Origin of the sequence: Streptomyces sp. PsTaAH-124 (assembly GCF_000373685.1) — a bacterium.
In the GTDB taxonomy this organism is placed as follows: domain Bacteria; phylum Actinomycetota; class Actinomycetes; order Streptomycetales; family Streptomycetaceae; genus Streptomyces; species Streptomyces andamanensis.
Genome location: NZ_KB892206.1, coordinates 147,210 through 173,361 on the forward strand (window position 1 = coordinate 147,210; position 26,152 = coordinate 173,361).

25 protein-coding genes are annotated in these 26,152 nt (G+C 73.1%); 14 read left to right on the plus strand and 11 right to left on the minus strand.

Features of this window, described 5'->3' with window-relative positions; translation table 11 throughout:
* Positions 1–335 precede the first annotated feature (335 nt).
* Positions 336–3,083, plus strand: a complete 2,748-nt coding sequence (gene aceE / locus B086_RS0132540) for a pyruvate dehydrogenase (acetyl-transferring), homodimeric type (RefSeq protein ID WP_026252995.1) — start codon at positions 336–338, stop codon at positions 3,081–3,083.
* A gap of 110 nt (positions 3,084–3,193) precedes the next feature.
* Here aceE and B086_RS0132545 read toward each other — a convergent pair whose 3' ends face one another.
* Both B086_RS0132545 and B086_RS0132550 read right to left on the minus strand, forming a co-directional pair.
* On the minus strand, positions 3,194–3,502 hold the full coding sequence (locus tag B086_RS0132545) for a hypothetical protein (protein WP_018570626.1): 309 nt from the start codon (positions 3,500–3,502) through the stop codon (positions 3,194–3,196).
* Between the two features lie 311 nt (positions 3,503–3,813).
* Positions 3,814–5,349, minus strand: a complete 1,536-nt coding sequence (locus B086_RS0132550; RefSeq protein ID WP_018570627.1) for a DHA2 family efflux MFS transporter permease subunit — start codon at positions 5,347–5,349, stop codon at positions 3,814–3,816.
* Positions 5,350–5,552: 203 nt separating this feature from the next.
* Here B086_RS0132550 and B086_RS0132555 point away from each other — a divergent pair, with 203 nt between their 5' ends.
* The 3 genes from B086_RS0132555 to B086_RS0132565 all read left to right on the plus strand — a co-directional run bounded on the left by B086_RS0132555 (position 5,553) and on the right by B086_RS0132565 (position 8,532).
* Positions 5,553–6,218, plus strand: coding sequence for a TetR family transcriptional regulator (locus B086_RS0132555; protein WP_018570628.1), 666 nt, complete (start codon positions 5,553–5,555; stop codon positions 6,216–6,218).
* Positions 6,219–6,372: 154 nt separating this feature from the next.
* Positions 6,373–7,590, plus strand: a complete 1,218-nt coding sequence (locus tag B086_RS0132560; protein ID WP_018570629.1) for an alpha/beta hydrolase — start codon at positions 6,373–6,375, stop codon at positions 7,588–7,590.
* A 66-nt stretch (positions 7,591–7,656) separates the two neighbouring features.
* Positions 7,657–8,532 (plus strand): DUF4429 domain-containing protein, encoded by an 876-nt coding sequence (locus B086_RS0132565; protein WP_018570630.1) that lies wholly within the window; start codon positions 7,657–7,659, stop codon positions 8,530–8,532.
* 40 nt (positions 8,533–8,572) lie between these two features.
* Here B086_RS0132565 and B086_RS0132570 read toward each other — a convergent pair whose 3' ends face one another.
* Positions 8,573–9,052 carry a MerR family transcriptional regulator gene (locus tag B086_RS0132570; protein WP_018570631.1) on the minus strand — a complete coding sequence of 160 codons (480 nt, stop codon included), beginning with the start codon at positions 9,050–9,052 and terminating at the stop codon, positions 8,573–8,575.
* 107 nt (positions 9,053–9,159) lie between these two features.
* On the opposite strand from B086_RS0132570, the gene B086_RS0132575 reads away from it, so the two are divergent.
* The gene (locus B086_RS0132575; protein WP_018570632.1) at positions 9,160–9,630 is read left to right on the plus strand and encodes a GNAT family N-acetyltransferase; all 471 of its coding nucleotides are present in this window, start codon (positions 9,160–9,162) and stop codon (positions 9,628–9,630) included.
* 27 nt (positions 9,631–9,657) lie between these two features.
* Here B086_RS0132575 and B086_RS0132580 read toward each other — a convergent pair whose 3' ends face one another.
* Positions 9,658–10,365, minus strand: coding sequence for a L,D-transpeptidase family protein (locus B086_RS0132580; protein WP_018570633.1), 708 nt, complete (start codon positions 10,363–10,365; stop codon positions 9,658–9,660).
* Between the two features lie 139 nt (positions 10,366–10,504).
* Complete coding sequence (locus B086_RS41375) at positions 10,505–12,658, minus strand: choice-of-anchor A family protein (RefSeq protein ID WP_078531268.1); 2,154 nt, start codon at positions 12,656–12,658, stop codon at positions 10,505–10,507.
* Between the two features lie 163 nt (positions 12,659–12,821).
* Here B086_RS41375 and B086_RS0132595 point away from each other — a divergent pair, with 163 nt between their 5' ends.
* Entirely contained in the window at positions 12,822–13,646 is an 825-nt protein-coding gene (locus B086_RS0132595; RefSeq protein WP_018570634.1) for a serine hydrolase domain-containing protein, read from the plus strand.
* 6 nt (positions 13,647–13,652) lie between these two features.
* Here B086_RS0132595 and B086_RS0132600 read toward each other — a convergent pair whose 3' ends face one another.
* Positions 13,653–14,321: a pirin family protein gene (locus tag B086_RS0132600; RefSeq protein ID WP_018570635.1), complete on the minus strand. Its 669-nt coding sequence runs from the start codon at positions 14,319–14,321 to the stop codon at positions 13,653–13,655.
* Positions 14,322–14,412: 91 nt separating this feature from the next.
* Here B086_RS0132600 and fasR point away from each other — a divergent pair, with 91 nt between their 5' ends.
* The 5 genes from fasR to B086_RS0132625 all read left to right on the plus strand — a co-directional run bounded on the left by fasR (position 14,413) and on the right by B086_RS0132625 (position 19,394).
* The gene (fasR, locus tag B086_RS0132605) at positions 14,413–15,618 is read left to right on the plus strand and encodes a fatty acid biosynthesis transcriptional regulator FasR (protein WP_018570636.1); all 1,206 of its coding nucleotides are present in this window, start codon (positions 14,413–14,415) and stop codon (positions 15,616–15,618) included.
* A gap of 89 nt (positions 15,619–15,707) precedes the next feature.
* The gene (locus tag B086_RS0132610) at positions 15,708–16,625 is read left to right on the plus strand and encodes an ACP S-malonyltransferase (RefSeq protein WP_018570637.1); all 918 of its coding nucleotides are present in this window, start codon (positions 15,708–15,710) and stop codon (positions 16,623–16,625) included.
* A 21-nt stretch (positions 16,626–16,646) separates the two neighbouring features.
* Positions 16,647–17,678 (plus strand): ketoacyl-ACP synthase III, encoded by a 1,032-nt coding sequence (locus B086_RS0132615; protein ID WP_018570638.1) that lies wholly within the window; start codon positions 16,647–16,649, stop codon positions 17,676–17,678.
* A 100-nt stretch (positions 17,679–17,778) separates the two neighbouring features.
* Positions 17,779–18,027 carry an acyl carrier protein gene (locus B086_RS0132620; protein ID WP_018570639.1) on the plus strand — a complete coding sequence of 83 codons (249 nt, stop codon included), beginning with the start codon at positions 17,779–17,781 and terminating at the stop codon, positions 18,025–18,027.
* 86 nt (positions 18,028–18,113) lie between these two features.
* Complete coding sequence (locus B086_RS0132625) at positions 18,114–19,394, plus strand: beta-ketoacyl-[acyl-carrier-protein] synthase family protein (RefSeq protein WP_018570640.1); 1,281 nt, start codon at positions 18,114–18,116, stop codon at positions 19,392–19,394.
* Between the two features lie 97 nt (positions 19,395–19,491).
* Here B086_RS0132625 and B086_RS0132630 read toward each other — a convergent pair whose 3' ends face one another.
* Positions 19,492–19,986, minus strand: coding sequence for a DUF3145 domain-containing protein (locus B086_RS0132630; RefSeq protein WP_026253000.1), 495 nt, complete (start codon positions 19,984–19,986; stop codon positions 19,492–19,494).
* Between the two features lie 248 nt (positions 19,987–20,234).
* On the opposite strand from B086_RS0132630, the gene B086_RS0132635 reads away from it, so the two are divergent.
* Positions 20,235–21,131 (plus strand): SGNH/GDSL hydrolase family protein, encoded by an 897-nt coding sequence (locus tag B086_RS0132635; RefSeq protein WP_018570642.1) that lies wholly within the window; start codon positions 20,235–20,237, stop codon positions 21,129–21,131.
* 14 nt (positions 21,132–21,145) lie between these two features.
* Positions 21,146–22,129: an aldose epimerase family protein gene (locus B086_RS0132640; protein WP_018570643.1), complete on the plus strand. Its 984-nt coding sequence runs from the start codon at positions 21,146–21,148 to the stop codon at positions 22,127–22,129.
* 266 nt (positions 22,130–22,395) lie between these two features.
* On the opposite strand, the gene B086_RS0132645 is transcribed toward B086_RS0132640, so the two are convergent.
* A complete protein-coding gene (locus tag B086_RS0132645; protein ID WP_018570644.1) occupies positions 22,396–22,785 on the minus strand; it encodes a RidA family protein in 390 nt (129 codons plus the stop codon).
* 11 nt (positions 22,786–22,796) lie between these two features.
* Complete coding sequence (locus B086_RS0132650) at positions 22,797–23,627, minus strand: NAD(P)-dependent oxidoreductase (RefSeq protein ID WP_018570645.1); 831 nt, start codon at positions 23,625–23,627, stop codon at positions 22,797–22,799.
* 49 nt (positions 23,628–23,676) lie between these two features.
* Between B086_RS0132650 and B086_RS41380 the strand changes: the two genes are divergently transcribed.
* Positions 23,677–24,687, plus strand: a complete 1,011-nt coding sequence (locus tag B086_RS41380) for a LysR family transcriptional regulator (RefSeq protein ID WP_420712602.1) — start codon at positions 23,677–23,679, stop codon at positions 24,685–24,687.
* Positions 24,688–24,730: 43 nt separating this feature from the next.
* On the opposite strand, the gene B086_RS41385 is transcribed toward B086_RS41380, so the two are convergent.
* Complete coding sequence (locus tag B086_RS41385; RefSeq protein ID WP_078531270.1) at positions 24,731–25,627, minus strand: EI24 domain-containing protein; 897 nt, start codon at positions 25,625–25,627, stop codon at positions 24,731–24,733.
* Positions 25,628–25,705: 78 nt separating this feature from the next.
* Positions 25,706–26,125, minus strand: a complete 420-nt coding sequence (locus B086_RS0132665; RefSeq protein WP_018570648.1) for an organic hydroperoxide resistance protein — start codon at positions 26,123–26,125, stop codon at positions 25,706–25,708.
* Between the last annotated feature and the right edge of the window lie 27 nt (positions 26,126–26,152).

Consider the following 26,152-nt stretch of genomic DNA (forward strand, 5'->3'; position numbering starts at 1 on the left):
ACACGGTATCGCGCTCCGCGGTGACACACACCACACCCTTCTGCCCACTTTTGCGTGTTTGGGAACCCCTGCTCGGCACGAGATCAGAAGGGGAACCCTTTCACCCCCCGGAGGGGCGGCCCCACCCACCCCTGTTACCGGTGAGTAAAGATGACGTTTGCCTCACCCGAGGTACACGATGGGGAACGGTGCAGGCACACACAGACAGATGACCCGGAACAGACCAGAACGAGCAGAACGAGCAGAACGGCCAGAACCGCACAAACCCAGGGAAACCCCAGCAAGAGCCCAGAGACGTCACAGATATGTCAGCCCTCTGACAGGTAAGGAACAGCGTGGCTTCCGGATCCGATCGAAACCCGATCATCATTGGCGGCCTTCCGAGTCAGGTTCCTGACTTCGATCCCGAGGAGACCCAGGAGTGGCTCGACTCGCTCGACGCAGCCGTCGACGAGCGAGGCCGGGAGCGGGCCCGCTACCTCATGCTCCGGCTGATCGAGCGCGCGCGGGAGAAGCGCGTGGCCGTGCCGGAGATGCGCAGCACGGACTACGTCAACACCATCCCCACCAAGAGCGAGCCGTTCTTCCCGGGCAACGAGGAGATCGAGCGCAAGATCCTCAACGCCACCCGCTGGAACGCCGCGGTGATGGTCTCCCGCGCCCAGCGCCCCGGGATCGGCGTCGGCGGCCACATCGCGACCTTCGCCTCCTCCGCCTCGCTCTACGACGTCGGCTTCAACCACTTCTTCCGCGGCAAGGACGACGGCCGGGGCGGCGACCAGGTCTTCTTCCAGGGCCACGCCTCACCGGGCATCTACGCGCGCGCGTACCTGCTGGACCGGCTGAGCGAGCAGCACCTGGACGGCTTCCGCCAGGAGAAGTCCAAGGCGCCCCACGCCCTGTCCAGCTACCCGCACCCGCGCTCCATGCCGGAGTTCTGGGAGTTCCCGACCGTCTCCATGGGCCTCGGCCCGATCGGGGCGATCTTCCAGGCCCGGATGAACCGGTACATGCAGGCGCGCGGCATCGCGGACACCTCCGGCTCGCACGTGTGGGCCTTCCTCGGCGACGGCGAGATGGACGAGCCGGAGTCGCTGGGCCAGCTCTCCATCGCCGCCCGTGAGGGCCTGGACAACCTGACCTTCGTGGTCAACTGCAACCTCCAGCGGCTGGACGGCCCGGTGCGCGGCAACGGCAAGATCATCCAGGAGCTGGAGTCGGTCTTCCGCGGTGCCGGCTGGAACGTGATCAAGCTGATCTGGGACCGCACCTGGGACCCGCTGCTCGCCCAGGACCGCGACGGCATCCTGGTCAACCGGATGAACACCACCCCGGACGGCCAGTTCCAGACCTACGCCACCGAGTCCGGCGCCTACATCCGCGACCACTTCTTCGGCGACGACCACCGGCTGCGCGCCATGGTCGAGAACATGACCGACGACCAGATCCTGCACCTGGGCCGCGGCGGTCACGACCACCGCAAGATCTACGCGGCGTTCAAGGCGGCCGTGGAGCACAAGGGGCAGCCGACCGTCATCCTGGCCAAGACGGTCAAGGGCTGGACGCTGGGCCCGAACTTCGAGGGCCGCAACGCCACCCACCAGATGAAGAAGCTGACGGTCGACGACCTCAAGCGCTTCCGCGACCGGCTGCACCTGCCGATCTCCGACAAGGAGCTGGAGTCCGGCGCGCCGCCGTACTACCACCCGGGGCGCGACTCCGAGGAGATGCAGTACATGCACGACCGCCGCAAGCAGTGCGGCGGCTATGTCCCGACCCGGGTCGTGCGCGCGAAGCCGCTGCCGCTGCCCGATGACAAGACGTACGCGTCCGTGAAGAAGGGTTCGGGGCAGCAGGCCATCGCGACCACCATGGCCTTTGTGCGGCTCCTGAAGGACCTCATGCGGGACAAGGAGATCGGCAAGCGGTTCGTGCTGATCGCGCCGGACGAGTACCGCACCTTCGGCATGGACTCGTTCTTCCCGAGTGCGAAGATCTACAACCCGCTCGGCCAGCAGTACGAGTCGGTCGACCGCGATCTGCTGCTCGCCTACAAGGAGTCCCCGACCGGGCAGATGCTGCACGACGGCATCTCGGAGGCGGGCTGCACCGCCTCCGCCATCGCGGCGGGCTCGGCCTACGCCACCCACGGCGAGCCGCTGATCCCGGTCTACGTCTTCTACTCGATGTTCGGTTTCCAGCGCACCGGTGACCAGTTCTGGCAGATGGCCGACCAGCTCGCGCGCGGTTTCGTCCTGGGCGCGACCGCCGGCCGTACGACCCTGACCGGCGAGGGGCTCCAGCACGCCGACGGCCACTCGCAGCTGCTGGCCTCCACCAACCCGGCGTGCGTGGCCTACGACCCGGCGTACGGCTACGAGATCGCGCACATCGTGCAGGACGGCCTGCGCCGGATGTACGGCGGCGACGAGCAGCACCCGCACGGCGAGGACGTCTTCTACTACCTCACCGTCTACAACGAGCCGATCCGCCAGCCCGCCGAACCGGCCGACGTGGACGTCGAGGGCATCCTCAAGGGCATCCACCGGATCTCGGCGGGCACGGCGGGCGAGATCCCGGCGCAGATCATGGCCTCGGGCGTGGGCGTGCCCTGGGCGCTGGAGGCGCAGCAGATCCTCGCCTCCGAGTGGAACGTCAGGGCGGACGTCTGGTCGGCCACCTCCTGGAACGAGCTGCGCCGCGAGGCCGTGGCCTGCGAGGAGCACAACCTGCTGCACCCCGAGGAGGAGCAGCGGGTGCCGTGGGTGACGCGGAAGCTGAGCGGCGCCGAGGGGCCGTTCGTGGCCGTCTCCGACTGGATGCGCTCGGTGCCGGACCAGATCGCGCGCTGGGTGCCCGGTCCGTACCAGTCGCTGGGCGCGGACGGGTTCGGCTTCGCCGACACCCGCGGGGCGGCCCGGCGGTTCTTCCACATCGACGCCCAGTCGGTCGTGGTGGCGGTGCTGACCGAGCTGGCGCGCCAGGGGAAGGTCGACCGCTCGCTGCTCAAGCAGGCGATCGACCGCTACCAGCTGCTCGACGTGACGGCGGCGCACCCGGGCGCGGCCGGGGGCGACGCGTAGCGGCCGGGCCCGCGGCACCCGCACACCGCGAAGGGGTGGTGGAGCCTCGGCTCCACCACCCCTTCGGCGTCCGTCCGTCTCGCGCGCGGCGGGCGCTTCCGCCCGGCCGCTCAGAGCACGCCGTGCCCCCAGGTCGCGGCTCCGGCGAGCGCGACCAGGGCGAGCAGGGTGTCGACGGCGCCCAGGACGAGGGCGACCAGGGCCGGGACGGAGCGGCTCGCGCCGGTCCAGCTGCGGCCCATCGACAGCCATCCGCAGACGACCGCCACCGGGCCGAGCACGATCCCGAGGGCGAAGAAGCCCGCGACCGCGCAGACGGTTCCGATGATCCCGAGCGTCGCGCGGTCCGGCCCTTCCCGGCGCCACGTCCGGCCCCGTGAACGGGGGTACCCGCGCGTTCGGTGTCCGAAGCCCGCCATCATCAACTCCCCGAACCCCGGGTCGGGTTGGAGTTCCATCGGGGTTCGGGGAGCGGGTACCCCGGTTCTGACGGGCCATCCGTACGGGCCGTACGGAGGGCCTGTGGGCCGCCTGCCGGGCCGGCGCGCCGCCCCCCTCCGGCGGCGCGCCGCGGACCGGCGCCCCTGTCGTTCCCCTGGTCCCGTTCGTCCCGTTCGTCGGGCCCGTCGCCCCCGTGCCGGACGTGGCCCACTGTCACCCGCGGCCGGGACCGGGGGCGGCGGTTGCGCGGTGCGGTCACCCTGATAGGGGAAACCGCACCGCGGCGGCGTCAGAGGTGGCCGACGCCCGCGCCCGCCTCCGCGTTGACGCCGCGCTTGGTGAGCAGCGCGACCAGGACGGCCACCACGGCGACACCGGCGGCGACCAGCGAGGCGAGGCTCATCCCGGAGATGAATGTGTCGTGCGCGACCGAGGTGATCTTCGCGGCGACCTCCGCCGGCACCCCCTTCGGCACCGGGGCGACGCCGACCTGGACCGCCTCGGACGCCTGGTCCGCCTGGGCGGGGGTGAGCGGCGGCAGGCCCGCGTCCTTCCAGTTGCCCGGCAGCGCGTGGTCGACCTTGGAGGCCATCACGCCGCCCAGCACGGCCGTACCAAGGCTGCCGCCGATCTGCATGGCGGCCTGCTGGAGACCGCCGGCCACGCCGGACAGCTCCATGGGGGCGTTGCCGACGATGACCTCGGTGGCGCCGACCATGACCGGGGCCAGGCCGAGGCCGAGCAGGGCGAACCAGACCGACATGGTGGCGCTGCCGGTGCCGGTGTCCAGGGTGGACATGCCGAACATGGCGAGGGCGGTGACGGCCATGCCGCCCGCGAGCGGGATGCGCGGTCCGGCCTTGGTGATCAGCGCGCCCGCGAGCGGCGAGCCGACGATCATCATGCCGGTCAGCGGCAGCAGGTGCAGACCCGCGCTGATCGGGCTCAGGCCGTGCACGTTCTGGAGGTAGAAGGTGACGAAGAAGAGGCCGCCGAGGAAGGCGATGGCCATCAGCACCATCAGGACCACACCGGCCGACAGCGGCACCGAGCGGAAGAGCCCGAGCGGGATCAGCGGCTCCTTGACCTTCGTCTCCCAGACGGCGAAGAGGACGAAGCCCAGCACGGACCCGGCCAGGAAGGCCCAGGTCTTGCCGTCGCCCCAGCCCCAGGCCGGGGCCTTGATGAGCGCCCACACCAGGCAGAACATCGCACCGGAGAGCAGCGCGATGCCGGGTATGTCGAAGGAGCGCGGCGCGTTCTCGGCGCGGTGGTCGAGCAGGATGAGCAGGCCGAGCACCAGGGCGAGGGCGCCGACCGGCACATTGATGAAGAACACCGACTGCCAGTTGACGTGCTCGACGAGGACACCGCCGAGGATCGGGCCGCCGGCGGTGGAGGCGCCGATGACCATGCCCCAGATGCCGATGGCCATGTTGAGCTTCTCGGCCGGGAAGGTGGCCCGCAGCAGGCCGAGCGCGGCCGGCATCAGCAGCGCGCCGAACAGGCCCTGGAGGACACGGAAGACGACCACCATGGCGATGGTGCTCGACAGGCCGATCGCGCCGGAGGCGGCGGCGAAGCCGGTCACGCCGATCAGGAAGGTCTGCCGGTGCCCGAAGCGGTCACCGAGCTTGCCCGCGGTGATCAGGGAGACGGCGAGCGCGAGGAAGTATCCGTTGGTGATCCACTGGACGTCGGCGAAGCTGGCGTGCAGGTCCTTCTGGATCGCCGGGTTGGCGATGGCCACGATGGTGCCGTCGAGGGCCACCATCATGACCCCTACGGCGACGGTGATGAGCGTGAACCACGGGTGTCCGCGCATCCCCTTGGCCGGTGCGGGGTCCGACAGGGCTGACGCCTTGTCCCCCGGCCCTGTCGTGTCGACGGTGGTCTGACTAGTCATACATTCGAGGCTAATGTCAGCGACTGACAAATGACAAACCAATTCACAAGTCGGTAACTGACATGTCAGCCTCCTATAGGCTGAACTGGGGAAACAGTTCGCGGAGAGGTCCGGAGAGGCACATGGAGACGGCGGGGACCGCCGAGGCGGCACCACCACCGGGGCTGCGTGAGCGCAAGAAGCAGCGCACCCGGGACGCCCTGCTGCGGGCCGCGCTGGAGCTGTTCACCACCGTCGGCTACGAGCGCACGACGGTGGACGGCATCGCCGAGGCCGTCGGCGTCTCGCAGCGCACCTTCTTCCGGTACTTCCCCGGCAAGGAGGAGGCCGCCTTCGCCGTGCAGGACATGGTGGAGGCGCACTTCGTCGAGGCGCTGCGCGCCCGGCCGCCGCACGAGGCCCCGCTGGAGGCGCTGCGCCAGGCGGTCCTGGAGGGCTGGGACACGATCAGCGACGCCGTGCTGAGCGTCGTGCCCGTCGAGCTGTATCTGCGGATGTTCTGCACCATCGAGTCGACGCCCGTCCTGCTCGCCGCGCAGCTGCGCCGTGCGGCGGAGACCGAGGAGCAGGTCGCCCGGCTGCTCGCCGCCCGCGAGGGCCTGGACGCGGACACCGATCCGCGCCCGCGGCTGCTGGTGGCCCTCTTCGGCGGGGCGATGCGGGTGACGGGCCGTCAGTGGAGCGCGGGCCCGGACCTCAGCCTGGAGGCGATCCGGACGCTCACCGCCGCGTACCTCGATCAGGTGGGTCCGGCGCTCACCGGGAACTGGCGGACCACCCGTCCGTGACCCCGCGGCACTTACCGCGCGGATCTTGAACTTCCGTACGCGCAACCGATCTTGAACAGCCGTGCGGGCGGTGACACACGGCACGCCACGTGAAACGTGATCCCGGTCACTCGATTCACGCGAGACCGCCTCGTTCTCCTAGTGTGTCCTCCCAGTGACTTCCTTCGACACCTCCCCGCAGCTCAACGTCTGGCGCGCGCTGCTCGCGCTGGCCGTGGTCTTCGTGATGCTGGCGACCACCGGCTGGACCGCCGTGCGCCACCAGCGCGGGACCACCGCCCTCCAGGCATCCCTGTCCGCCTGGGAGCGCGGGAGCCTGCACGGGCACCGGCTGCCGGACCCCGAGGCGGGCCCCGCCCGGCTGACCCGCTTCTTCACCTCGCTCACCGCGCAGGACCGCACCCGGCTCGCGCACCGCTACCCGCTCGCGGTCGGCAACATGAACGGCGCCCCGGTACCGCTGCGCTATCTGGCCAACCGGGTCGCGCTCGGCCAGGCCCGGGACGTCGAACGCGAACGCATGCACGACAGCAGGCTCTCCCCCGCCGGGCAGCAGGCCGCAGGACGGCGGATGCACCGCTTCGCCTCGCTGCTGGGCGCGGGCCGCCAGATCCTCGCCTTCGACCCCACCGGCTCCGGCCGCGTCGCCGAGGTCTTCGGCGACCTGCCCCGGGCCCAGCGGGTCTCCGTCGTCGTCCCCGGCGTCGACACCGACCTGATCACGTTCCGCAAGACCTACCGCCCCTACTCGGCGCCGTACGGCATGGCGCAGGCGCTGTACGCCGCCGAGCGCACCGCCGCCCCGGCCACCCGCACCGCCGTGATCGCCTGGGCCGACTACACCGCGCCCAGCGGCATCGGCGTGGACGCGGCCACCGCGATGCGCGCCGAGGAGGGCGCGGTGCGGCTGAACAAGCTGCTGCGCGCGCTGCCCGGCAGCGCGCCCGTGGCCCTGTTCTGCCACAGCTACGGCTCGGTGCTCTGCGGGGTGGCCGCCCGGGATGTGCCCGGCCGGGTCACCGACATAGCGGTCGCCGCCAGCCCCGGCATGCGCGCCCAGAAGGCGTCCCGCCTGAACACCTCGGCGCACGTCTGGGCGATGCGGGACGCCACCGACTGGATCCGCGACGTGCCCTACCTGGAGCTGGGCGGTCTCGGCCACGGCGCCGACCCGGTCTCCGGCGCCTTCGGCGCCCGGGTGCTGTCCGCCGAGACGGCCGAGGGCCACGCCGGCTACTTCGAGCCGGGCACCGACAGCCTGGCCAACTTCGCCGAGATCGGCGTCGGCGCGTACGACGCCGTGCGGTGCGCCCATGACAACGACGGTTGCCGGGCGGGTTTGTCCGGCACGACGACGGCCGAACGCGCGTAGAGACAGCAGGAAGTGCGGTCCGCGAGGGGAGGGACGAAGCAGCGCGTGCCCCCTACGATGAGCCGCATGGGTGACGTACTGGCCGGATTTCATGCTGCCTGGGAGTTCGCGTCCGATTCCGTGCTCATCCGTTACGAACGGGGGATACGGACACCGAAGCTCTTCCAGGCGCTCGGCGAGCGCCGCGTTCCGCTGGCCGCGCTCGCGTCGGTGACACTCACGCCGGGGCGGCGCGGGACCGTGGTCCTGCACGCCGAGCCGCGGCCGGGCGCCGATCCGCTGATGGACGCGGCCGGCGGACAGCTCAAGGAGGGCTGCGACCCCTACCGGCTGGTGCTGCCCGCCGACCGCGAGGCCCTCGCCGGGCGCTGCGCCGACGAGCTGACCGCCCGGCTCACCGGGAGCGGGCCCGCCGACCGCCATCTGGTCGCCGCGCCCGAGCCGCCGCTCCACTTCAAGGCGTACGACGGCAAGGCGTCCTTCGACGGCGCCGCCGTGCGCTTCCGCTGGTCCTGGACCGGGGCGTCCTCGGCCAAGTGGAAGACGGGCGACCAGCACTTCCCGGTGGCCGCGCTGAGCGGGGTGGAGTGGCGCTCCCCGGAGTCCTTCGAGGGCCATCTGCGGCTGCTGCCGCGCGAGGGCTGCGGCGCGGCCGGTGCCGCCGCGGGCGCGGGGCAGCCGCCGCAGCCCGACCAGGACCCGGCGGCGGTGGTGTTCGGCCGCGGCTACGGGCCGGTGCACGAGTCGCTGCCGTTCGCGGCGGCGGTGCTGGCCGCGGTGCGGGTGGCCGCGCCCGCGCCCGCGCTGTCGGTCCCGGCGGCCCGCCGCGACCCCGCCGACATCGCGGAGCGGATCCGCCACCTCGGGGAACTGCACCAGGCGGGTCTGGTGACGGACGAGGAGTTCTCGGTGAAGAAGGCGCAACTGCTCGCCGAGCTGTGAGCCCGCCACCGGGCCGTACGGCCGGGGCGGGCCCCGCGGTTCAGCGGGCCCGGCTCCCGGCCGCCGCGTAGAAGCCGATCTTGCCGTCCAGCACGGCCAGGGTGTCCTGGAGTTCGGCGATCCGGGACAGCACGTCCCGGCGGGTCGCCTCCAGCAGCGCGAACCGCTCCCCGTACGTCTGCTCGCCCTGGCGCACCAGCTCCGCGTACCGCACCATGTCGGCCACCGGCATGCCGGTCCGCCGCAGCTTGCCGACCAGGTCGAGCCAGTCCAGGTCGCGGTTGCTGTAGCGGCGCTGGCCGGTGTGCGAGCGGTCGACGTGGGCCATCAGGCCGATCCGCTCGTACCAGCGCAGGGTGTGCGCGGTCAGCCCGGTGAAGGCGACGACCTCGCTGATGGTGTAGCTGTCCTGTCCGTCCGGGCGCGGACGCCGCCGCGGCTCGGCGCACAGGCCGGTGCTGGTGTCCTCGCTCTGCGGCGTCTCCCGGGTGGCCACGGCCGTGGTCTGCGTCACCGTCATGGTTCCCACGCTAGGGCCTTGGAGTGCGCTCGAAGCAAGGGCGGTCCCCCGGCCGGGCGGCAAAAGCGCGGGACACGGGCGGCCGGTGGTGACTAGCGTGCGAAGGCATGAGTCTCGTACGACGTGCCGAACCCGCGGACGCCGCCGAAGTGCTGCGGCTGCGCCAGGTGATGATCGACTCGCTGCCCGGTTCCGATCCGTCCACCGCGTGGCACCAGGAGTCCCTGCCCGCCCTGCGGGCCCGGCTGGGCGATCCGGGCGGCGGCTTCGCGGCCTTCGTCGTCGACCACCCCGAGCGGCCCGGAGCGCTGGCGGCGCTGGTGGCCGGGACGGTCGACTACCGCATCGGGAAGGCCGGCGACCCCACCGGCACGGTCGGCTTCGTCTTCAGCGTCGCCACCGACCCCGACGCCCGCAGGCGCGGGTACGCGCGCGCGTGCATGGACACGCTGCTGGAGTGGTTCCGCGAGCGCGGCGCGCGCCGCATCCAGCTCACCGCCTCCGCCGAGGCCGCCCCGCTGTACGCCTCGCTCGGCTTCCGTCCGAAGCCGGACCCGCTGCTGGAACTGCTGCTCTGAGACCGGGGCCCGCCTTTCCCGGCCGGGTCAGCCCGCGGTGCCGGGCTTGGTTCCCCAGACGTAGACGGCGTCGTGCAGGGCGAGCAGGTCCCACAGGGCCGCCGCGTCGCTCACCGTGAGGTTGACGCAGCCGGCCGAGCCGCCGCCGTCGTAGAGGTTGCCCGGGTGCCCGTGCAGGGCCTGCCCGCCGTCGAAGAACTGCGAGTACGGCATCGGGGCGTCGTCGTACAGCGAGGAGACATGGTCCTTGTCGCGCCAGTAGACGGAGTGCCAGCCGGGCCGGGTCTCCTGGGTGTCGCGGCCGGTGCGGATGGGCACCGGGCGGAAGTCGACGCGCGTGCCGGTCTGCACCCACAGCAGCTGCCGGTCCATGTCGACGCAGGTGACCCGGTAGCCGCGCACCGGGCAGTGGCCGGCCGCGTTGGGGTCGGCCGCGGCCTGCGCGGCGAGCATGTAGCGGTAGGTGGCCAGGTCCGCGTAGCCGTCGGTGCGGGGGACCTGGTGCGCGCTCTGGAAGGCGCGCACGGCCTCGCAGTCCGCCGGGGACTGGATCCCGTCGACGGGCAGGCCGAGGTACTGCTCCAGCGGCCGCTGGTAGGGGCCGGTCGGCGCGGTGCACTCGGCGGCCGCGCCGCCGGGAGCGGCGGCGGCGCCCGGCACGGCGAGCGCCACGCAGGCCAGCGCCGCCACCGTTGCGGTGGCGGCGCCGGATATGCGGATACGGGCAGGACCCACGGCGGAGACCTCCTGAGCGGAGCGGGCTTCTCCTGCCAGTGAAGCGCCGGGCCGCTCCGGCCGCCCTGGGGAGGGCGGCCGAACCGGTGAACGGGCCGGGGGTCAGGGCCGCCCGTCAGCGGGTCGGCGGACCGGCCGGTCAGTAGCCGTACGAGCAGTCCTTGCCCTTGCAGGGCTCGCCGCGCTCGTTGGAGAGACTGACGTCCACGGCGGTGGAGCCGCCGGTCACCCGGTAGGGGCCGGAGACCGGGTTGCCGGGCAGGACGTAGCCCTCGGGGACGGCCGTCTCGCGCAGGTAGTACTCGCCGGGCGGCAGGTCCTCGAAGGCGCAGTGGCCCGCGGTGTCGGTCGAGCAGCCGCCGCCGACCCGGGTGTCCGGGTCAGCGCCGGTGGTCTGGAGACCGGGGACGCCGTTGGTCTCGCGCCAGGTCTCGAACACGGCGCCCGCCAGCGGGCTGCCGTCCTTGCGGTCGGTCTTGGTCAGGTGGATGGCGCCGTTGCCGGGCGGGACGGTGGAGCGGGTGTCGGCGGCCACGGCCTGCACCCCGGCGTCCGCGTTGTCCTCGGTGAGGTGCAGCGGGCCGAACACATTCGGGTCGGGCAGGTCGTAGCCCTCGGGGGCCGCGGTCTCCCGCCAGTAGTACGTGCCCGTCTCGACCGTGACCGAGCAGCGGCCGTTGGTGCCCGTGGTGCAGGAGGTGACCTGGGTGTCCGGGTTGGCGCCCGTGGTCTGGAGACCGGGCTCGCCGTTGGTCTCGCGCCACAGCTCGAAGTCCGCGCCCTCCAGCACGTCACCGGTGCCAGCGTCCGTCTTGAGGATGCGCACCTCGCCGCTGACCGGCGGCACGGTGCTGCGGGTGTCCTTGGCCACGGCCTGCACGCCCTGCGCCGCGTTGTCGGCGGTGAGGGTCAGCGGGCCGAAGACGTTCGGGTCGGGCAGGTCGTAGCCGTCGGGGGCCGCGGTCTCCCGCCAGTAGTACATGCCGGTCGCCACGGTCACGCCGCAGCGGCCGTCGTCGCCGGTGGTGCAGGAGGTGACCCGGGTGTCCGGGTTCGTGCCGGTGGTCTGGAGACCGGGCTCGCCGTTGGTCTCGCGCCACAGCTCGAAGTCGGCGCCCGGCAGGGTGTCGCCGGTGGTCGCGTCGGTCTTCACGACCCGTACCTCACCGGTGGTCGGGCCGGTGCCGCCGCAGTCGGGCAGGTCGCCGTCGAAGGGGTAGGCGTGGAACTCCTGGCCGCCGCCGCCCGTCGCCGAGCTGGTGTGGGTGAGCGAACCGGTCGTGAAGAAACGGCCGTTGATGCCGGGCAGGGTGACGGTCGTCATCGACGCCTGGTCGCCCATGAGGAAGCTGCCCTGCATCTGGCCGGTGCCGCTGAGGTGGACCGTGGTCGCGTCCGGGAAGTTCCACAGCAGCCGCTCGCGGTAGGCGTTGAGCGGGTCGGTGCTGTCGTCGATGCCGCCGCTGTAGGTGTTGATGGTGCGGTCGCCGCCGACGATGTTGACCAGGACGGTGGCGTCGGCGGGGACGTTCTCGAAGACGATGCCCTGCTGGCCGCCGCCGGGCGCGGTCAGGTCGAAGTCGACGTTGAAGACCTGGAGCGAGGAGGTCCCGTCGCCCCGGAACACCGTCCGGGTGCCCTCGTTGACGGCGGTGCCGGTGGCCTGGCGGGGCTGGCCGCCGACGCGGGCGTAGCACTGGCTGGCCGCGGTGAGCTGGTTCCTGAGGGCCGTGTACGGCTGGGCGGCGGCCGGGTCGTGGACGAGTTCGCCGACGACCGTGCCGGACTCGGTGCCCGCGTAGCGCACGATGCCGCGCTCGCCGACGATCCCGCCGGTGGTCTCCAGCCGCTGGCCGGGCGCGATGGTGACATTGCCGCCGGTGGTCAGGAAGTCCGCGTCGGTGGGCGGCGGTACGCGCGAACCGACGCCGACGATGCCGAGGTTGTACAGGCTGCTGCCGGCCGGGTCCTTGTTCTGGTCGAAGTTGTCGAGGACGACGACCCGGCCCTCCGCCTCCGCGGCCCGGCCGCGCACCAGGAAGTCGTCGCCGACGAAGATGTTGATGGCGTTGTCGCGACCGGCGAGGGGCCCGTTGTTGATGCCGGGGAACGGGTTCGGGCAGGAGCCGGGGACGCACGGGCCGAGGCCGCCCGGCAGCGGCGCGGCGTGGGCGGGAGCCGCGCCGAGCCCGAGGGCGAGGGCGGGCGCCGCCGCCGCGGCCAGGGCCCAGGCGGTTCCGGTGGCACCGACGCGGGTACGCAGCGCGCCGAGGTGCTGGGAGAAGCGTTTCATGAGGGGCATGGTGGGCAGCCCCGGTGGCCGAACCGGTCGCGTGACACGTGCGGCTGATCGCATCTTGCGACGTTTCTCATTCGACCGGAGCACCACGGAGGGGTATTTGTCACACCGGTGGTCCGGATCCTGGGAGCGCGGCCCGGCCGCGTAGGCTCGGCGCATGTCGTTGAACAGCCTGGCGTCGATCGAGAACTGGCCGGTGCCCACCGCCGCGGCGGGCGTGGTCCGCGCGGACGGCACGGTCGTCGGCACCCACGGCCCCACGGGGCACCGCTTCCCGCTGGCCTCGGTGACCAAGCCGCTGGCCGCCTACGCGGTCCTCGTCGCCTACGAGGAGGGCGCCGTCGAGCTGGACGAGCCGGCCGGGCCGCCCGGCGCCACGGTGCGCCATCTGCTCGCCCACACCTCGGGGCTGGCCTTCGACGAGCACCGGGTGACGGCGCCGCCCGGTGAACGGCGGCTGTACTCCAACGCCGGTTTCGAGCAGCTCGGCGACCATGTGGCCAAGGCGACGGACATCCCCTTCGGGGAGTACGCGCGCCAGGCGGTCCTGGAACCGCTGGGCATGACCGCGACCGTCCTGGACGGCTCCCCCGCCAAGGACGGCGTCTCCACCGTCGAGGACCTGCTGCGCTTCGCCGCCGAACTCCAGGCCCCCCGCCTGCTGGACCCGCGCACGGTCGCCGGGGCGATGACCGTCCAGTACCCGGGCACCAAGGGCGTCCTGCCGGGCTACGGCCACCAGAACCCCAACGACTGGGGTCTCGGCTTCGAGATCCGCGACGCCAAGTCCCCGCACTGGACGGGCAGTTCCTCCTCGCCCCGCACCTTCGGCCACTTCGGCCAGTCCGGCACCTTCCTGTGGACCGACCCCGACGCGGGCGCGGCCTGCGTCGCCCTGACCGACCGCGCCTTCGGCCCGTGGGCGGTCGAGGCGTGGCCGGTCTTCACGGACGGGGTGCTGGCGGAACTCCGGGGCGTGTGAGGGGGCCTAACGTCCGCGCAGCTCCCACACCAGCACCTCGGCGGCGCCCACCGCCACCGCCGCCCGCTCGGCGTCGGCCGGGTCGGTGAGGCGGGCCGCGTCGCCCGGGGCCAGGAGGTGGCCGGACAGGCGCAGTTCGCCGCGCACGACGTGGACGTACACGTGCGGGGCGGACGGGAGCAGGGTGCGTCCGCCCGCGCGCAGCCGCAGGACGCGCAGGGTGGCGCCCGCCCCGGGCACGGGGTACGGGGTGTCGGCGGGCAGGGCGCGTACGGCCTCGTAGCGGGGCTCGCCGCCGGGGTGCGGCGGGGTCAGCCACATCTGGACGAAGGTCAGCGGGACGTCCGCGTCGTTGCGTTCGGTGTGGCGCACCCCGGCCGCGGCCGACAGGTGCTGGAGGTCGCCGGGGCGGATCACCGTGCGGCGGCCGGTGGAGTCGCGGTGGGTCAGTTCGCCCTCGACGACCCAGGTGACGATCTCGGTGTGGCTGTGCGGGTGTTCGGCGAAGCCCGCGCCCGGGGCCAGGTGCTCCTCGTTGCAGGCGATCAGGGCGCCGAGGCCGAGGTTGTCCGGGTCGTAGTGGGGGCCGAAGGAGAAGGCGTGCCGGGTGCTGATCCCGGCGCTCTCGTCGCCGCCCGGGTAGCGGTCCGCGGCGCGTCGTACGTCCGTGCTCACGCGCACCACCGTAGCCCCGCGGGACGGGACCGCGGGCCCCCGGTCCGACCCGCGGCACGCACGCACGTCCGGATAAGGCAGTCTTGTCCCCGTGCCCGAACCCGAGTCCCACCGCCCCGAAGCCGCCGCCCGCCCCGCCCACCGGCACTCCGCGACCCTGAAACGGCTGGAGAAGTCCTCCGGGTCGCTCGCCGCGCAGGCCATCGCGCGGATGGACGAATCGCTGCCGTGGTACCGGGCCATGCCACCGGAGAACCGGTCCTGGATCGGACTGGTGGCCCAGGCGGGCATCGCCGCGTTCACCGAGTGGTTCCGGCACCCCGACGCCCCGCAGGCGATCTCCACCGATGTGTTCGGGACGGCGCCGCGCGAGCTGACGCGGGCGATCACGCTGCGGCAGACCGTGGAGATGGTGCGCACCACCATCGAGGTCATGGAGAGCGCCATCGACGAGGTGGCCGCGCCCGGCGACGAGAACGTGCTGCGCGAGGCGCTGCTCGTGTACGCCCGGGAGATCGCCTTCGCCACCGCCCAGGTCTACGCCCAGGCCGCCGAGGCACGGGGTGCCTGGGACGCGCGCCTTGAGTCGCTGGTGGTGAACGCGGTGCTCAGCGGGGAGGCCGACGAGGGCGCCGTGTCGCGGGCCGCCGCGCTCGGCTGGAACTCCCCCGACCATGTGTGCGTGGTGCTGGGCACCGCGCCCGAGGGCGACTCCGAGCTGACCGTGGAGGCCATCCGGCGGGCCGCCCGGCACGCCAAGCTCCAGGTGCTCACCGGGGTGCTCGGCGACCGTCTGGTGGTGATCGCGGGCGGCGACGACAATCCGCTGGCCGTCGCCAGGTCGCTGATCGGGCCGTACGCGGCCGGGCCGGTGGTGGCCGGGCCGATCGTGCCCGACCTGCTGGCCGCCACCCGGTCCGCGCAGGCCGCCGCGGCCGGTCTGAAGGCCTGTTTCGCCTGGCAGGACGCGCCCCGCCCGGTGCTGGCGGACGATCTGCTGCCGGAGCGCGCCATCGCCGGGGATCCGAGCGCCCGGGAGCAGTTGGTAGAGGAGATCTACAGACCGCTGGAGGAGGCCGGGTCCGCGCTCCTGGAGACGCTGAGTGTCTATCTGGAGCAGGCGAGCAGTCTGGAGGGGGCGGCCCGGATGCTCTTCGTTCACCCGAACACCGTGCGCTACCGGCTCCGACGTGTGACTGACGTCACCGGATGGTCCCCCTCCGATGTACGATCCGCGTTCACGCTGCGGATCGCCCTGATCCTGGGGCGTCTGGCCGATGGAGATCCCCAGGCCTAGCCTTTTGTCGGGGGTCCACAAAACCCCTCCGTGTTCTTCGTCCCTGTCCTCACGGGCGGCCATGCCCGTCCCCAAGAGAGAGTGTGAGAGTGCTCGTACTCGTCGCTCCCGGCCAGGGCGCCCAGACGCCCGGCTTCCTGACCCCCTGGCTCGAACTGCCCGGTGCCGCCGATCGTGTGGCCGCCTGGTCGGACGCCATCGGCCTGGACCTCGTCCACTACGGGACGCAGGCCGACGCGGACGCCATCCGTGACACCGCGGTGGCGCAGCCGCTGCTGGTCGCCGCCGGGATCCTGTCGGCCGCGGCACTCGGTGACGTGGCACCCGATGCCGTCGCCGGGCACAGCGTGGGCGAGATCACCGCCGCGGCCTTCGCGGGCGTGCTGGGCGACACCGCGGCGCTGACCCTGGTCCGCCGGCGCGGGCTGGCGATGGCCGAGGCCGCCGCGATCACCGCGACGGGCATGTCGGCGCTGCTCGGCGGCGACCCCGAGGTCTCCGTCGCGCATCTGGAGAAGCTGGGCCTGACCCCGGCGAACGTCAACGGCGCGGGCCAGATCGTGGCCGCCGGGACGCTGGAGCAGCTCGCCGAGCTGGCCGAGAACAAGCCGGAGGGCGTGCGCAAGGTCGTGCCGCTGAAGGTGGCCGGTGCCTTCCACACCTCCCACATGGCCCCCGCGGTCGACCGGCTCGCCGAGGCCGCGAAGGCCCTGGAGCCGGGCGACCCGAAGGTCACCTACGTCTCCAACAAGGACGGCCGGGCCGTGACGAGCGGCGCCGAGATCGTGGAGCGGCTGGTCGGCCAGGTCGCCAACCCGGTCCGCTGGGACCTGTGCATGAAGACCTTCGAGGAGCTGGGCGCCACCGCGCTGATCGAGGTGTGCCCGGGTGGCACGCTGACCGGTCTGGCCAAGCGGGCGCTGCCCGGCGTGCGGACGCTGGCGCTGAAGACCCCCGACGACCTCGACGCGGCCCGCGAGCTCATCGCCGAGCACGCGAACGCCTGACGACCGAAGGAGCCGACGTTCATGTCGAAGATCAGGCCCAGCAAGGGCGCCCCGTACGCGCGCATCCTCGGTGTCGGCGGCTACCGCCCGACCCGGGTGGTGCCCAACGAGGTGATCCTCGAGAAGATCGACTCGTCCGACGAGTGGATCCGGTCGCGCTCCGGTATCGAGACCCGGCACTGGGCGGGCCCCGAGGAGACCGTCGCGGCCATGTCGATCGAGGCGGCCGGCAAGGCCGTCGCGGACGCCGGGATCACCCCCGAGCAGATCGGCGCCGTGGTCGTCTCGACCGTCTCGCACTTCAGCCAGACCCCGGCCGTCGCGACCGAGATCGCCGACCGGCTGGGCACGGACAGGGCCGCCGCCTTCGACATCTCGGCGGGCTGCGCGGGCTTCGGCTACGGCCTGACGCTGGCCAAGGGCATGGTGGTGGAGGGTTCCGCCGAGTACGTGCTCGTCATCGGCGTGGAGCGGCTGAGCGACCTGACCGACCTGGAGGACCGCGCCACGGCCTTCCTGTTCGGCGACGGCGCGGGCGCGGTCGTGGTCGGCCCCTCCCCGGAGCCGGCGATCGGCCCGACGGTCTGGGGCTCGGAGGGCGACAAGTCCGAGACGATCAAGCAGACCGTCCCCTGGGACCGCTTCCGCAGCGGCGACCTCGACGGTCTGCCCCAGGACAGCGAGGGCAACGTCAAGTTCCCCGCGATCACGCAGGAGGGCCAGGCGGTGTTCCGCTGGGCCGTGTTCGAGATGGCGAAGGTCGCCCAGCAGGCGCTGGAAGCGGCCGGGATCACCCCGGACGACCTGGACGTCTTCATCCCGCACCAGGCCAATGTGCGGATCATCGACTCGATGGTGAAGACCCTGAAACTGCCGGAGCACGTCACGGTCGCCCGTGACATCCGCACCACCGGCAACACCTCGGCCGCCTCGATCCCGCTCGCGATGGAGCGGCTCCTGGCGACCGGCGAGGCGAAGAGCGGCGACACCGCGCTCGTCATCGGCTTCGGGGCGGGTCTCGTCTACGCCGCTACGGTCGTTACCCTCCCCTAGGCACTCCGTGCCGGATCATGGGGTCCGGTACGGCACTGCCCCACCTGCCGCTGCCGCGGCGGGCGCCACACCCTCTGAACATCTACGAAGGAGCGCCGACATGGCCGCCACTCAGAAGGAGATCCTCGACGGTCTCGCCGAGATCGTGAACGAGATCGCCGGTATCCCCACCGAGGACGTCCAGCTGGACAAGTCCTTCACCGACGACCTGGACGTCGACTCGCTGTCCATGGTCGAGGTCGTCGTCGCCGCCGAAGAGCGTTTCGACGTCAAGATCCCGGACGAGGACGTCAAGAACCTCAAGACGGTCGGGGACGCCACCGACTACATCCTCAAGCACCAGAGCTGATCTACCGATCACTGCTGTGGGCTGATGCCCCGCCACCCGGCGGTGGCGCCGTTTTTGATCCTCGTTCCGTTGGAGAAAGAATTCCCGTGAGCCCGACCAATCGCACCGTGGTCGTCACCGGTATCGGCGCAACCACACCGCTGGGTGGCGACGCAGCCTCTACCTGGGAGGGTCTGATCGCCGGCAAGTCCGGGGTCAAGCCCCTCACCCAGGACTGGGCGGCCGAGCAGGCCGTCCGTATCGCGGCTCAGATCGCCGTCGAGCCGTCCGAGATCATCCCGCGTCCGCAGGCCCGCAGGCTGGACCGTTCGGCGCAGTTCGCGCTGATCGCCGCCCAGGAGGCGTGGCAGGACGCCGGTTTCTCCGGCAAGGCCGGCGAGGACGGCAGCGACGGCGCCGTCGACCCCGACCGGCTCGGTGCGGTCATCGCCTCCGGCATCGGCGGCGTGACGACCCTGCTGGACCAGTACGACGTGCTGAAGGAGAAGGGCGTACGCCGCGTCTCCCCGCACACCGTCCCCATGCTGATGCCGAACGGCCCCTCGGCCAACGTCGGCCTGCTCGTGGGCGCCCGCGCGGGCGTGCACACCCCGGTCTCCGCCTGCGCCTCGGGCGCCGAGGCCATCGGCTACGCCATCGAGATGATCCGTACCGGCCGGGCCGACGTGGTCGTCGCCGGCGGCACCGAGGCGGCGATCCACCCGCTGCCCATCGCCGCGTTCGGCAACATGATGGCGATGTCCAAGAACAACGAGAACCCCGAGACGGCGTCGCGCCCCTACGACGTCGCCCGGGACGGCTTCGTCCTCGGCGAGGGCGCGGGCGTGATCGTGCTGGAGTCCGCCGAGCACGCCGCCGCGCGCGGCGCCCGCGTCTACGCGGAGGCGGTCGGCCAGGGCATCTCCGCCGACAGCCACGACATCGTGCAGCCGGAGCCGGAGGGCCGCGGCATCTCGCACGCCCTACAGAACCTGCTGGACCGCAACGACCTGGACCCGGCCGAGATCGTGCACGTCAACGCGCACGCCACCTCGACGCCCGCCGGTGACATCGCCGAGCTGAAGGCGCTGCGGAAGGTGTTCGGCGACGACGCGGACCACATGGCGGTCTCCGCGACCAAGTCGATGACCGGTCACCTGCTCGGCGGCGCGGGCGGTGTGGAGTCGGTGGCGACCGTGCTGGCCCTGTACCACCGGGTGGCGCCGCCGACCATCAACCTCGACGACATCGACCCCGAGGCCGAGGCCAACGCGGACGTGGTCCGCGGCGAGGCGCGCAAGCTGCCGGTCGAGGGCCGGATCGCCGCGCTGAACGACTCGTTCGGCTTCGGCGGGCACAACGTCGTCCTGGCGTTCCGCACGATCTGAGGTCGCCCGGCACCGTCCGGGTGAACGGCTGCGGCCCGGACCCCGTCGGGGGTCCGGGCCGCAGCCGTCGCCGTTCGTCCGCGCCCGCCCGCCGGGCTCAGACCACCTGGTGGAGCCAGCGGACCGGGGCGCCTTCACCCGCGTAGCGGAACGGCTCCAGTTCGTCGTCCCAGGGCTTGCCGAGGAGCTTGGCGATCTCGGCCTCCAGATCGGTCTCGCCGCGCTGGGAGCGGGTCAGCGCGGCGCGCAGGCGGTCCTCGGGGATGAGGATGTCGCCGTGGATGCCGGTGACGGCGTGGAAGATGCCCAGCTCGGGGGTGCAGCTGTAGCGCTCGCCCTCGGCGCTCGCGCAGGGCTCGGCGGTGACCTCGAAGCGCAGCAGGTGCCAGCCGCGCAGCGCGGAGGCCAGCTTGGAGGCGGTGCCGGCCTGGCCCTGCCAGGAGAACTCCGAGCGCCAGGTGCCGGGGGCGGCCGGCTGGCGGATCCAGTCCAGGCTGACGCGGGTGCCGAGCACCCCGGCGACGGCCCACTCGACGTGCGGGCACAGCGCGCGCGGCGCGGAGTGCACGTACAGAACTCCACGTGTCGTCACCGGGACCTCCGGGCAGAGCGGGGAAGGGGGCGGGCGGGCGGCAGTGGCGCGGGGCCACGTTGAGGGCGAGGCTACCGTGCGACGGGCCGGGGAGTGTGACGTACGGTCGGTCCCGGGGCCTGGAAACACCCGCCATTCACCCGGGGGGACGCTTGTACGGGTGTGCGCCGTCACATCGGGTGAGGCTGGGAACCCTCAGGCGTTGTTCTGGAAGGGACCACCGCACGACGACCGAGGGGAAGACCGGCATGCCCAAGCGAAGTCACCGGCTGCGGGCCGCCCATGCCGTCGTGGCGGCCGCCGTACTGACCGCGGCGGGCTGCGACGCGGCCGGTGCGGGCGCCTCCGGCGGGCGGGAGGCGGGCACCGCGGCCGGCCGGTCCGCGTCGCCCGCGCCGGTGTGGAACACCCGTCCGGATTCCATCGCCGCGGTGGGCGACTCCATCACCCGCGGCTTCGACGCGTGCATGGTGCTGACGGACTGTCCGGAGGTCTCCTGGGCGACGGGCAGCGACGCGGGTGTGGACAGCCTGGCCGTGCGGCTGCTCGGGGTGACCGGGGCGGCGCAGCGCAGCTGGAACGACGCGGTGACCGGTTCCCGGATGGCCGATCTGCGCGCGCAGATGGAGCGGGCGGTGCTGCACCGGCCGGAGCTGGTGACGGTGATGGCCGGGGCGAACGACGCGTGCCGGGACTCCACCGGCCAGATGACGCCGGTGGCGGACTTCCGCCGTCAGTTCCAGTCCGCCCTGACCGCCCTGCGGCAGGCGCTGCCGAAGACGGAGGTGTACGTCTCCAGCGTGCCGGACCTGAAGCGGCTGTGGTCGCAGGGCCGGACCAACGCGCTGGGCAAGCAGGTCTGGAAGCTGGGCATCTGCCCGTCGATGCTGGGCGACGCGGACGCGCTGGACGCGGCGGCCACCCAGCGGCGGGACACGGTGCAGGCCCGGGTGGTGGAGTACAACAAGGTGCTCGCCGAGGTGTGCGCGAAGGACCGCCGCTGCCGCTTCGACGGCAACGCGGTCTTCGACTACCGGTTCGGCACCAAGCAGTTGAGCCACTGGGACTGGTTCCACCCCAGCCGCAACGGCCAGGCCAGGCTGGCGGAGATCGCCTACCGCACTGTCACGGCCACAGATCCGTGACCTAGGGTTCCCCCATGAACGAACTTTTCAGCACACTTTCCGACGGCACGCCGGTGCACCGCTGGACACTGGAGCGGGCCGGGGTGCGGGTGCGGGTGCTGTCCTACGGCGGGATCGTGCAGTCGGCCGAGATCCCGGACCGGGACGGGCGTACCGCGGACGTGGTGCTGGGCTTCCCCTCGGTGGACGGCTACCTCGCCCATCCGGAGCCGTATCTCGGCGCGCTGATCGGGCGGTACGCCAACCGGATCGAGGGCGGCCGCTTCGCCCTGGACGGGCGGACGTACACGGTCACGCCGAACGAGGGGGCCAACACGCTGCACGGCGGCGCGCGCGGCTTCGACAAGCGGGTGTGGGACGCGGAGCCGGTCGAGCACGGCGTACGCCTGTCCCGGGTCAGCCCGGACGGCGAGGAGGGCTTCCCGGGGCGGCTGGAGACCTCGGTCACCTGCACCCTGGACGCGTCGGGCGCCCTGCACCTGGCCTACGAGGCCGTCACGGACGCGCCGACCGTGCTCAACCCGACCAATCACTCCTACTGGAACCTGTCCGGGGCCGCCTCCGGGACGCCCGCGACCAAGCACACACTGCGCCTGGCCGCCTCCCGGTACACCCCGGTCGACGCGCGGCTGATCCCGGCGGGCGACGCGGCGGACGTCACCGGCACCCGCTTCGACTTCCGCGCGCCGCGCACGGCGGGCCCCGGCTACGACCACAACTTCGTCCTGGACAAGGGCGTCACCGCGGGCCCCGAGGAGGCCGCCGAGCTGTACGACGCTGAGTCCGGGCGGGTGCTGACGGTGGCCACCACCGAGCCGGGTCTCCAGGTCTACACCGCCGACCACCTGGCCGCGGGGCCGTTCGCGTCCGGCGCCGGGATCGCCCTGGAGACCCAGCACTTCCCCGACTCCCCCAACCGCCCCGGCTTCCCCAGCACCGTGCTGCGCCCGGGTGAGGTGTTCCGCTCGGAGACGGTGTACGGCTTCTCGGTGCGCTGAGTCCCGGTGCGCTGAATCGCGGTACGCCGGTCCTGGTGCGCCGACCGGGCGGGCCGCCGCGCGTCCGGGCGCGGGGCCACGGGCGTCGGGCCACGAGCCACGGGCCCCGGTCCAGGGGTCAGGTCCCGGGCCGGGGCGGTACGCGGGGGAACCCGTCCCGGCCCCGACCCTAGTCGCGCCGGCCCCCGCGCCGTCCGGCACCCCGGCGCCCGGCCGCAACCTCGTACGAACCCTTCACATCTACGCGGTCTTCACCTCCGCGCCGGTCATGCGCGGCCGGGCACCGCCGCCACGACCTCCACCTCGATCAGCGCCTCGGGCCGGAACAGCCGGGGCACCTCGACGGTCATGCTGGTGGGCGGGGTCCCGGTGAGGTGGCGCCCGCGCACGGCGGCGTACTCGGCGATGCCGCCGATGTCGGTCAGATAGGTGCGGATGCTGATGACGTCCGCCAGAGCCGCGCCGTGCGGCTCCAGCAGCGCGGCGAGGGTCTCGAAGATCCCCTGGCTCTGCTCGGCGAGCGTGGCGCCCTCGGCGATCTGGCCGGAGACGAACAACAGGGCCCCGCCGCCGGCCTGTTCGACCCGGGCGACCTGGGAGTAGTAGGGGCTCAGCGGCTGCGGGGCGCCGGCGGGGCTGTCCAGGGTGATCTGCACGGTGGTGCTCCTCAAGCGGGGATGCGGGTACGGATCCGGGCGGCGGCCCGGGAGAGGTCGGCGGCGGCGAGGGCGGGTTCGTCCTCGGCGGCCCGCCGGTAGGCGTCCGACGCCGCCCGGACGACGGGGAGTTCGGCGCGGGCGGTGGCGAGCGCCAGGTCCTTGACGGCCAGGGCGGTGGTGAAGCGGGCGTCGGCGGAGAAGGCGCGGGCGACGGCTCCGGCGAGCGGTCCTGCGGCCAGCGCGCGCCGGGCGGTGTCCTCGTCGAGGCCGAGGGCGTCGGCGAGCCGCAGCGCCTCGGCGACCAGCGCGACACCGCCGACCGCGGCGGTGTTGAGGACGAGTTTCAGGGCGGCGCCCGTGCCGGAGGGGCCGGTGCGGGTGACGGTGCCGAGGTGCGACAGGACGCGTTCGACTCCGGTGCTGTCGCCGCCCGCGAGGATGCCGAGACGGCCCTCGGCCGCCCGGTCGGTGCTGCCCATGACCGGGGCGTCCACGAGGCGGGCCCGGCCGTCCAGACGGGCGGCGAGCGCGTGCACCGCGTCCGGTCCGACCGTCGACATCTCCACCCAGTGGGCACCGGCGGGCAGCGCAGGCAGCACCGCGTCGGCGACCTCGGCGAGCGCGTCCGGACCGGTGAGCATCGTGATCACCACATCGGCGTCCCGGACCGCGTCGGCGGGGCCCTCGGCGGCGCGGGCGCCCTCGGCGGCCAGCGGGGCCGCCCTGGCCGCCGTGCGGTTCCAGACGGTCAACGGGTGCCCGGCCGCCAGGAGCCGGCGGGCCATGGGCGTGCCCATGCTGCCGAGCCCCAGGAAGGCGATCTTCTCGTTCTGCTCCATGACGCCGACGCTAGGGCGGCCCGGGGGATGCGACAAGCGAATGTCTAGCATGACTGCCATGCCGAACCCGCATGATTCTGCCGCGCCCGGTCCGGGCCCCGGCCCTGGCCCCGAGGGTGCCGTCCCCGATCTGTCCACGCTCTGGCTGCGGGTGTTCCTGGAGGTGGCCCGGCACGGCTCGTTCACGGTGGCGGCGCGGGACCTGGGCTGGACCCAGTCGGCGGTGTCCCGGCAGATCTCCGCGCTGGAGTCGGCCCTCGGCGGCGGGCCGCTGTTCGACCGGCTGCCGCGCGGGGTGCGGCTCACCGAGGCGGGACAGGTGCTCGTGCCGTACGCGCGGGCCGTCGCCGAGTCGCTGCGCGGCGCCGTGCGCGAACTGACGGCGCTGCGCGAAGTGGCGGGCGGGCGGCTGCGGTTCGGCGCGTTCGCCTCGGCCGACGTGGCGCTGGTGCCGTGGGCGCTGGCCGCCTTCCGGGCCCGCCATCCCGGTGTGCGGATCTCCCGGGAGGAGGGCCTGACCCCCGGCCTGCTGGACCGGCTGGGCGCCGGGCACCTGGACCTCGCGGTGGTCTCGACCACCGGTGAAGCCCCGCTGGAGGCGTACACGCTGCACCATCTGCTCGACGAGCCGCTGTACGTCGCCGTACCGGCCGGGCATCCGCTGGCGGGGCGCCCGGGACCGGTGCGGCTGCGCCGCTTCGCGGACGCCGACTGGGTGTCGGGCGGCCCCCGCCCGGAGGGCACCCTGCTCGACGCGGCGCTGCGCGCGGGCTTCCGCCCCCGGGTGGCCCATGTGGTCGCCGAGTGGACCGCCAAGCAGGGGTATGTGGCCGCCGGTCTGGGCGTGGCCCTGGTCCCGGCCCTCGCCGCCGCCTCCGTACGCCCGGACGTCGCCCTGCTCCCGCTGTGCGCGCGGGACACCCCCGCCAGGGCGGTCTACGCCGCGACCGCCCCCGGCCACTCGCTGTCCCCGGCCGCCCGCGCCTTCCTGGGGGCCCTGCGGGAGGCGGCCGCGACGGTGCTGGAGGCGCCGGGGGCGACCGGGGCCGCGGGAGCCTAGGTGTGCTGTCCGGCCGGTACGGGGGCCGGGCGCCGGGGCCGGGTCAGGGGCGGGGGTGGCTGCGGGCGCCCGGGGCCGGTTCGGTGTCCGGGGTGCCGGTGGTGTGACCGTGGGCGGGGGCGGGGCGGCCGTCCACGGGAGCGGCGTTGCCGTCGTCGCCGGTGCCGGGGTCGCCGGTGCTCCCGTCCGGCTCCGTCTCCTCCCCCAGGAGGTCGCGGGCGAGCAGGGTCGCACCGGCGACCGCGCCCGGCATCAGGAGGACGGCGACGAAGGGGACGAGGAAGGCGAGGCCGAGCGGGGTGCCGAAGCCCCAGACGAGGGTCTTGCGGGAGCGCAGGAGCCCGAGCCGGGCGCGGAGTCCGACGTCCCGGCGCTGGAGGGCGACGGCGGCCAGTTCCTCGGTGAGGAAGAAGCCGGTGACGAAGAAGCCGATCACCGGGACCGCCGTCTGCCCGACGAACGGCAGGAAGCCCAGGGCGAAGAGCAGCACGGCCCACAGCGCCGCCCGGATCAGGACCCGCAGGCTGTCGCGGGCCGAGATCCACAGCTCGCGCCAGAGCGGCAGGCCGGACTCGGGCGCCGTGCCGTCCGGGGAGACGTCCCGGTCGACCTGCTCGGAGAGGCTGTCGTAGAAGGGCTGGCCGATGAGCAGGGTGACGGCGGTGAAGGTGACGACGGCCAGCAGCAGGCCGAGAGCGAACAGCACGGCCGTCAGGAAGCCGCGGAAGAGCCCGAGCCAGGGGCCGGGCCAGCCGTCGGCGAAGGGGGTGGCCCAGCCGACCGCGTCCGCGCCCCACAGGGCGAGCGCGGTGAGCGCGGCGGCGTACAGGACGAGGGTGATCAGGCCGGGGAGCAGGCCGAAGCCGTACGACCGCCCGTGCCGGGCCACCCATCGCTGGCCCTTCAGGAGATACCCGAAGCCCACCCCAAGATCACGCATGCGCACACTGTAGCGACGGCGGCGGCCGCACCCCACGTCCAGAGGTACGACCGCCGCCGCCCTGGGCAACGAGCCGGTTCAGGCCAGCGTCACGGTCACGTCGCCGCGGGTGGCCTTCGAGTACGGGCACACCTGGTGCGCCTTCTCCACCAGGCTCTTCGCGGTGGCCGCGTCGACGTTCGGGATGGCGGCCGAGATCTCGACGATGATCCCGAAGCCGTCGTCGTTCTTGCCGATGCCGACCTTCGCGGTGACGGTCGAACCGGAGATGTCGGCGCCCTCCTGGCGGGCGACGACACCGAGAGCGCCCTGGAAGCAGGCGCTGTACCCGGCGGCGAACAGCTGCTCGGGGTTGGTGCCGGCGCCGCTGCCGCCCATCTCCTTGGGCGGGTTGACGACGATGTCGAGCCTGCCGTCGTCGGTGGCGACCCGGCCGTCGCGTCCGCCCTCGGCGGTGGCGACGGCGGTGTACAGGACGTCGGACTGCTGGATGGCCATGGCTGCGTTCCTCCTCGGTCCGCGGCG

Bases quoted from the DNA above. Each gene is read 5' to 3' on its own strand.
- B086_RS0132545 (WP_018570626.1), bottom strand. From the start codon at position 3,502: ATGGCGGGCTTCGGACACCGAACGCGCGGGTACCCCCGTTCACGGGGC.
- B086_RS0132550 (WP_018570627.1), bottom strand. From the start codon at position 5,349: ATGCGCGGACACCCGTGGTTCACGCTCATCACCGTCGCCGTAGGGGTC.
- B086_RS0132555 (WP_018570628.1), top strand. From the start codon at position 5,553: ATGGAGACGGCGGGGACCGCCGAGGCGGCACCACCACCGGGGCTGCGT.
- B086_RS0132565 (WP_018570630.1), top strand. From the start codon at position 7,657: ATGGGTGACGTACTGGCCGGATTTCATGCTGCCTGGGAGTTCGCGTCC.
- B086_RS0132570 (WP_018570631.1), bottom strand. From the start codon at position 9,052: ATGACGGTGACGCAGACCACGGCCGTGGCCACCCGGGAGACGCCGCAG.
- B086_RS0132575 (WP_018570632.1), top strand. From the start codon at position 9,160: ATGAGTCTCGTACGACGTGCCGAACCCGCGGACGCCGCCGAAGTGCTG.
- B086_RS41375 (WP_078531268.1), bottom strand. From the start codon at position 12,658: ATGAAACGCTTCTCCCAGCACCTCGGCGCGCTGCGTACCCGCGTCGGT.
- B086_RS0132595 (WP_018570634.1), top strand. From the start codon at position 12,822: ATGTCGTTGAACAGCCTGGCGTCGATCGAGAACTGGCCGGTGCCCACC.
- B086_RS0132615 (WP_018570638.1), top strand. From the start codon at position 16,647: ATGTCGAAGATCAGGCCCAGCAAGGGCGCCCCGTACGCGCGCATCCTC.
- B086_RS0132620 (WP_018570639.1), top strand. From the start codon at position 17,779: ATGGCCGCCACTCAGAAGGAGATCCTCGACGGTCTCGCCGAGATCGTG.
- B086_RS0132635 (WP_018570642.1), top strand. From the start codon at position 20,235: ATGCCCAAGCGAAGTCACCGGCTGCGGGCCGCCCATGCCGTCGTGGCG.
- B086_RS0132640 (WP_018570643.1), top strand. From the start codon at position 21,146: ATGAACGAACTTTTCAGCACACTTTCCGACGGCACGCCGGTGCACCGC.
- B086_RS0132650 (WP_018570645.1), bottom strand. From the start codon at position 23,627: ATGGAGCAGAACGAGAAGATCGCCTTCCTGGGGCTCGGCAGCATGGGC.
- B086_RS41380 (WP_420712602.1), top strand. From the start codon at position 23,677: ATGACTGCCATGCCGAACCCGCATGATTCTGCCGCGCCCGGTCCGGGC.
- B086_RS41385 (WP_078531270.1), bottom strand. From the start codon at position 25,627: ATGCGTGATCTTGGGGTGGGCTTCGGGTATCTCCTGAAGGGCCAGCGA.
- B086_RS0132665 (WP_018570648.1), bottom strand. From the start codon at position 26,125: ATGGCCATCCAGCAGTCCGACGTCCTGTACACCGCCGTCGCCACCGCC.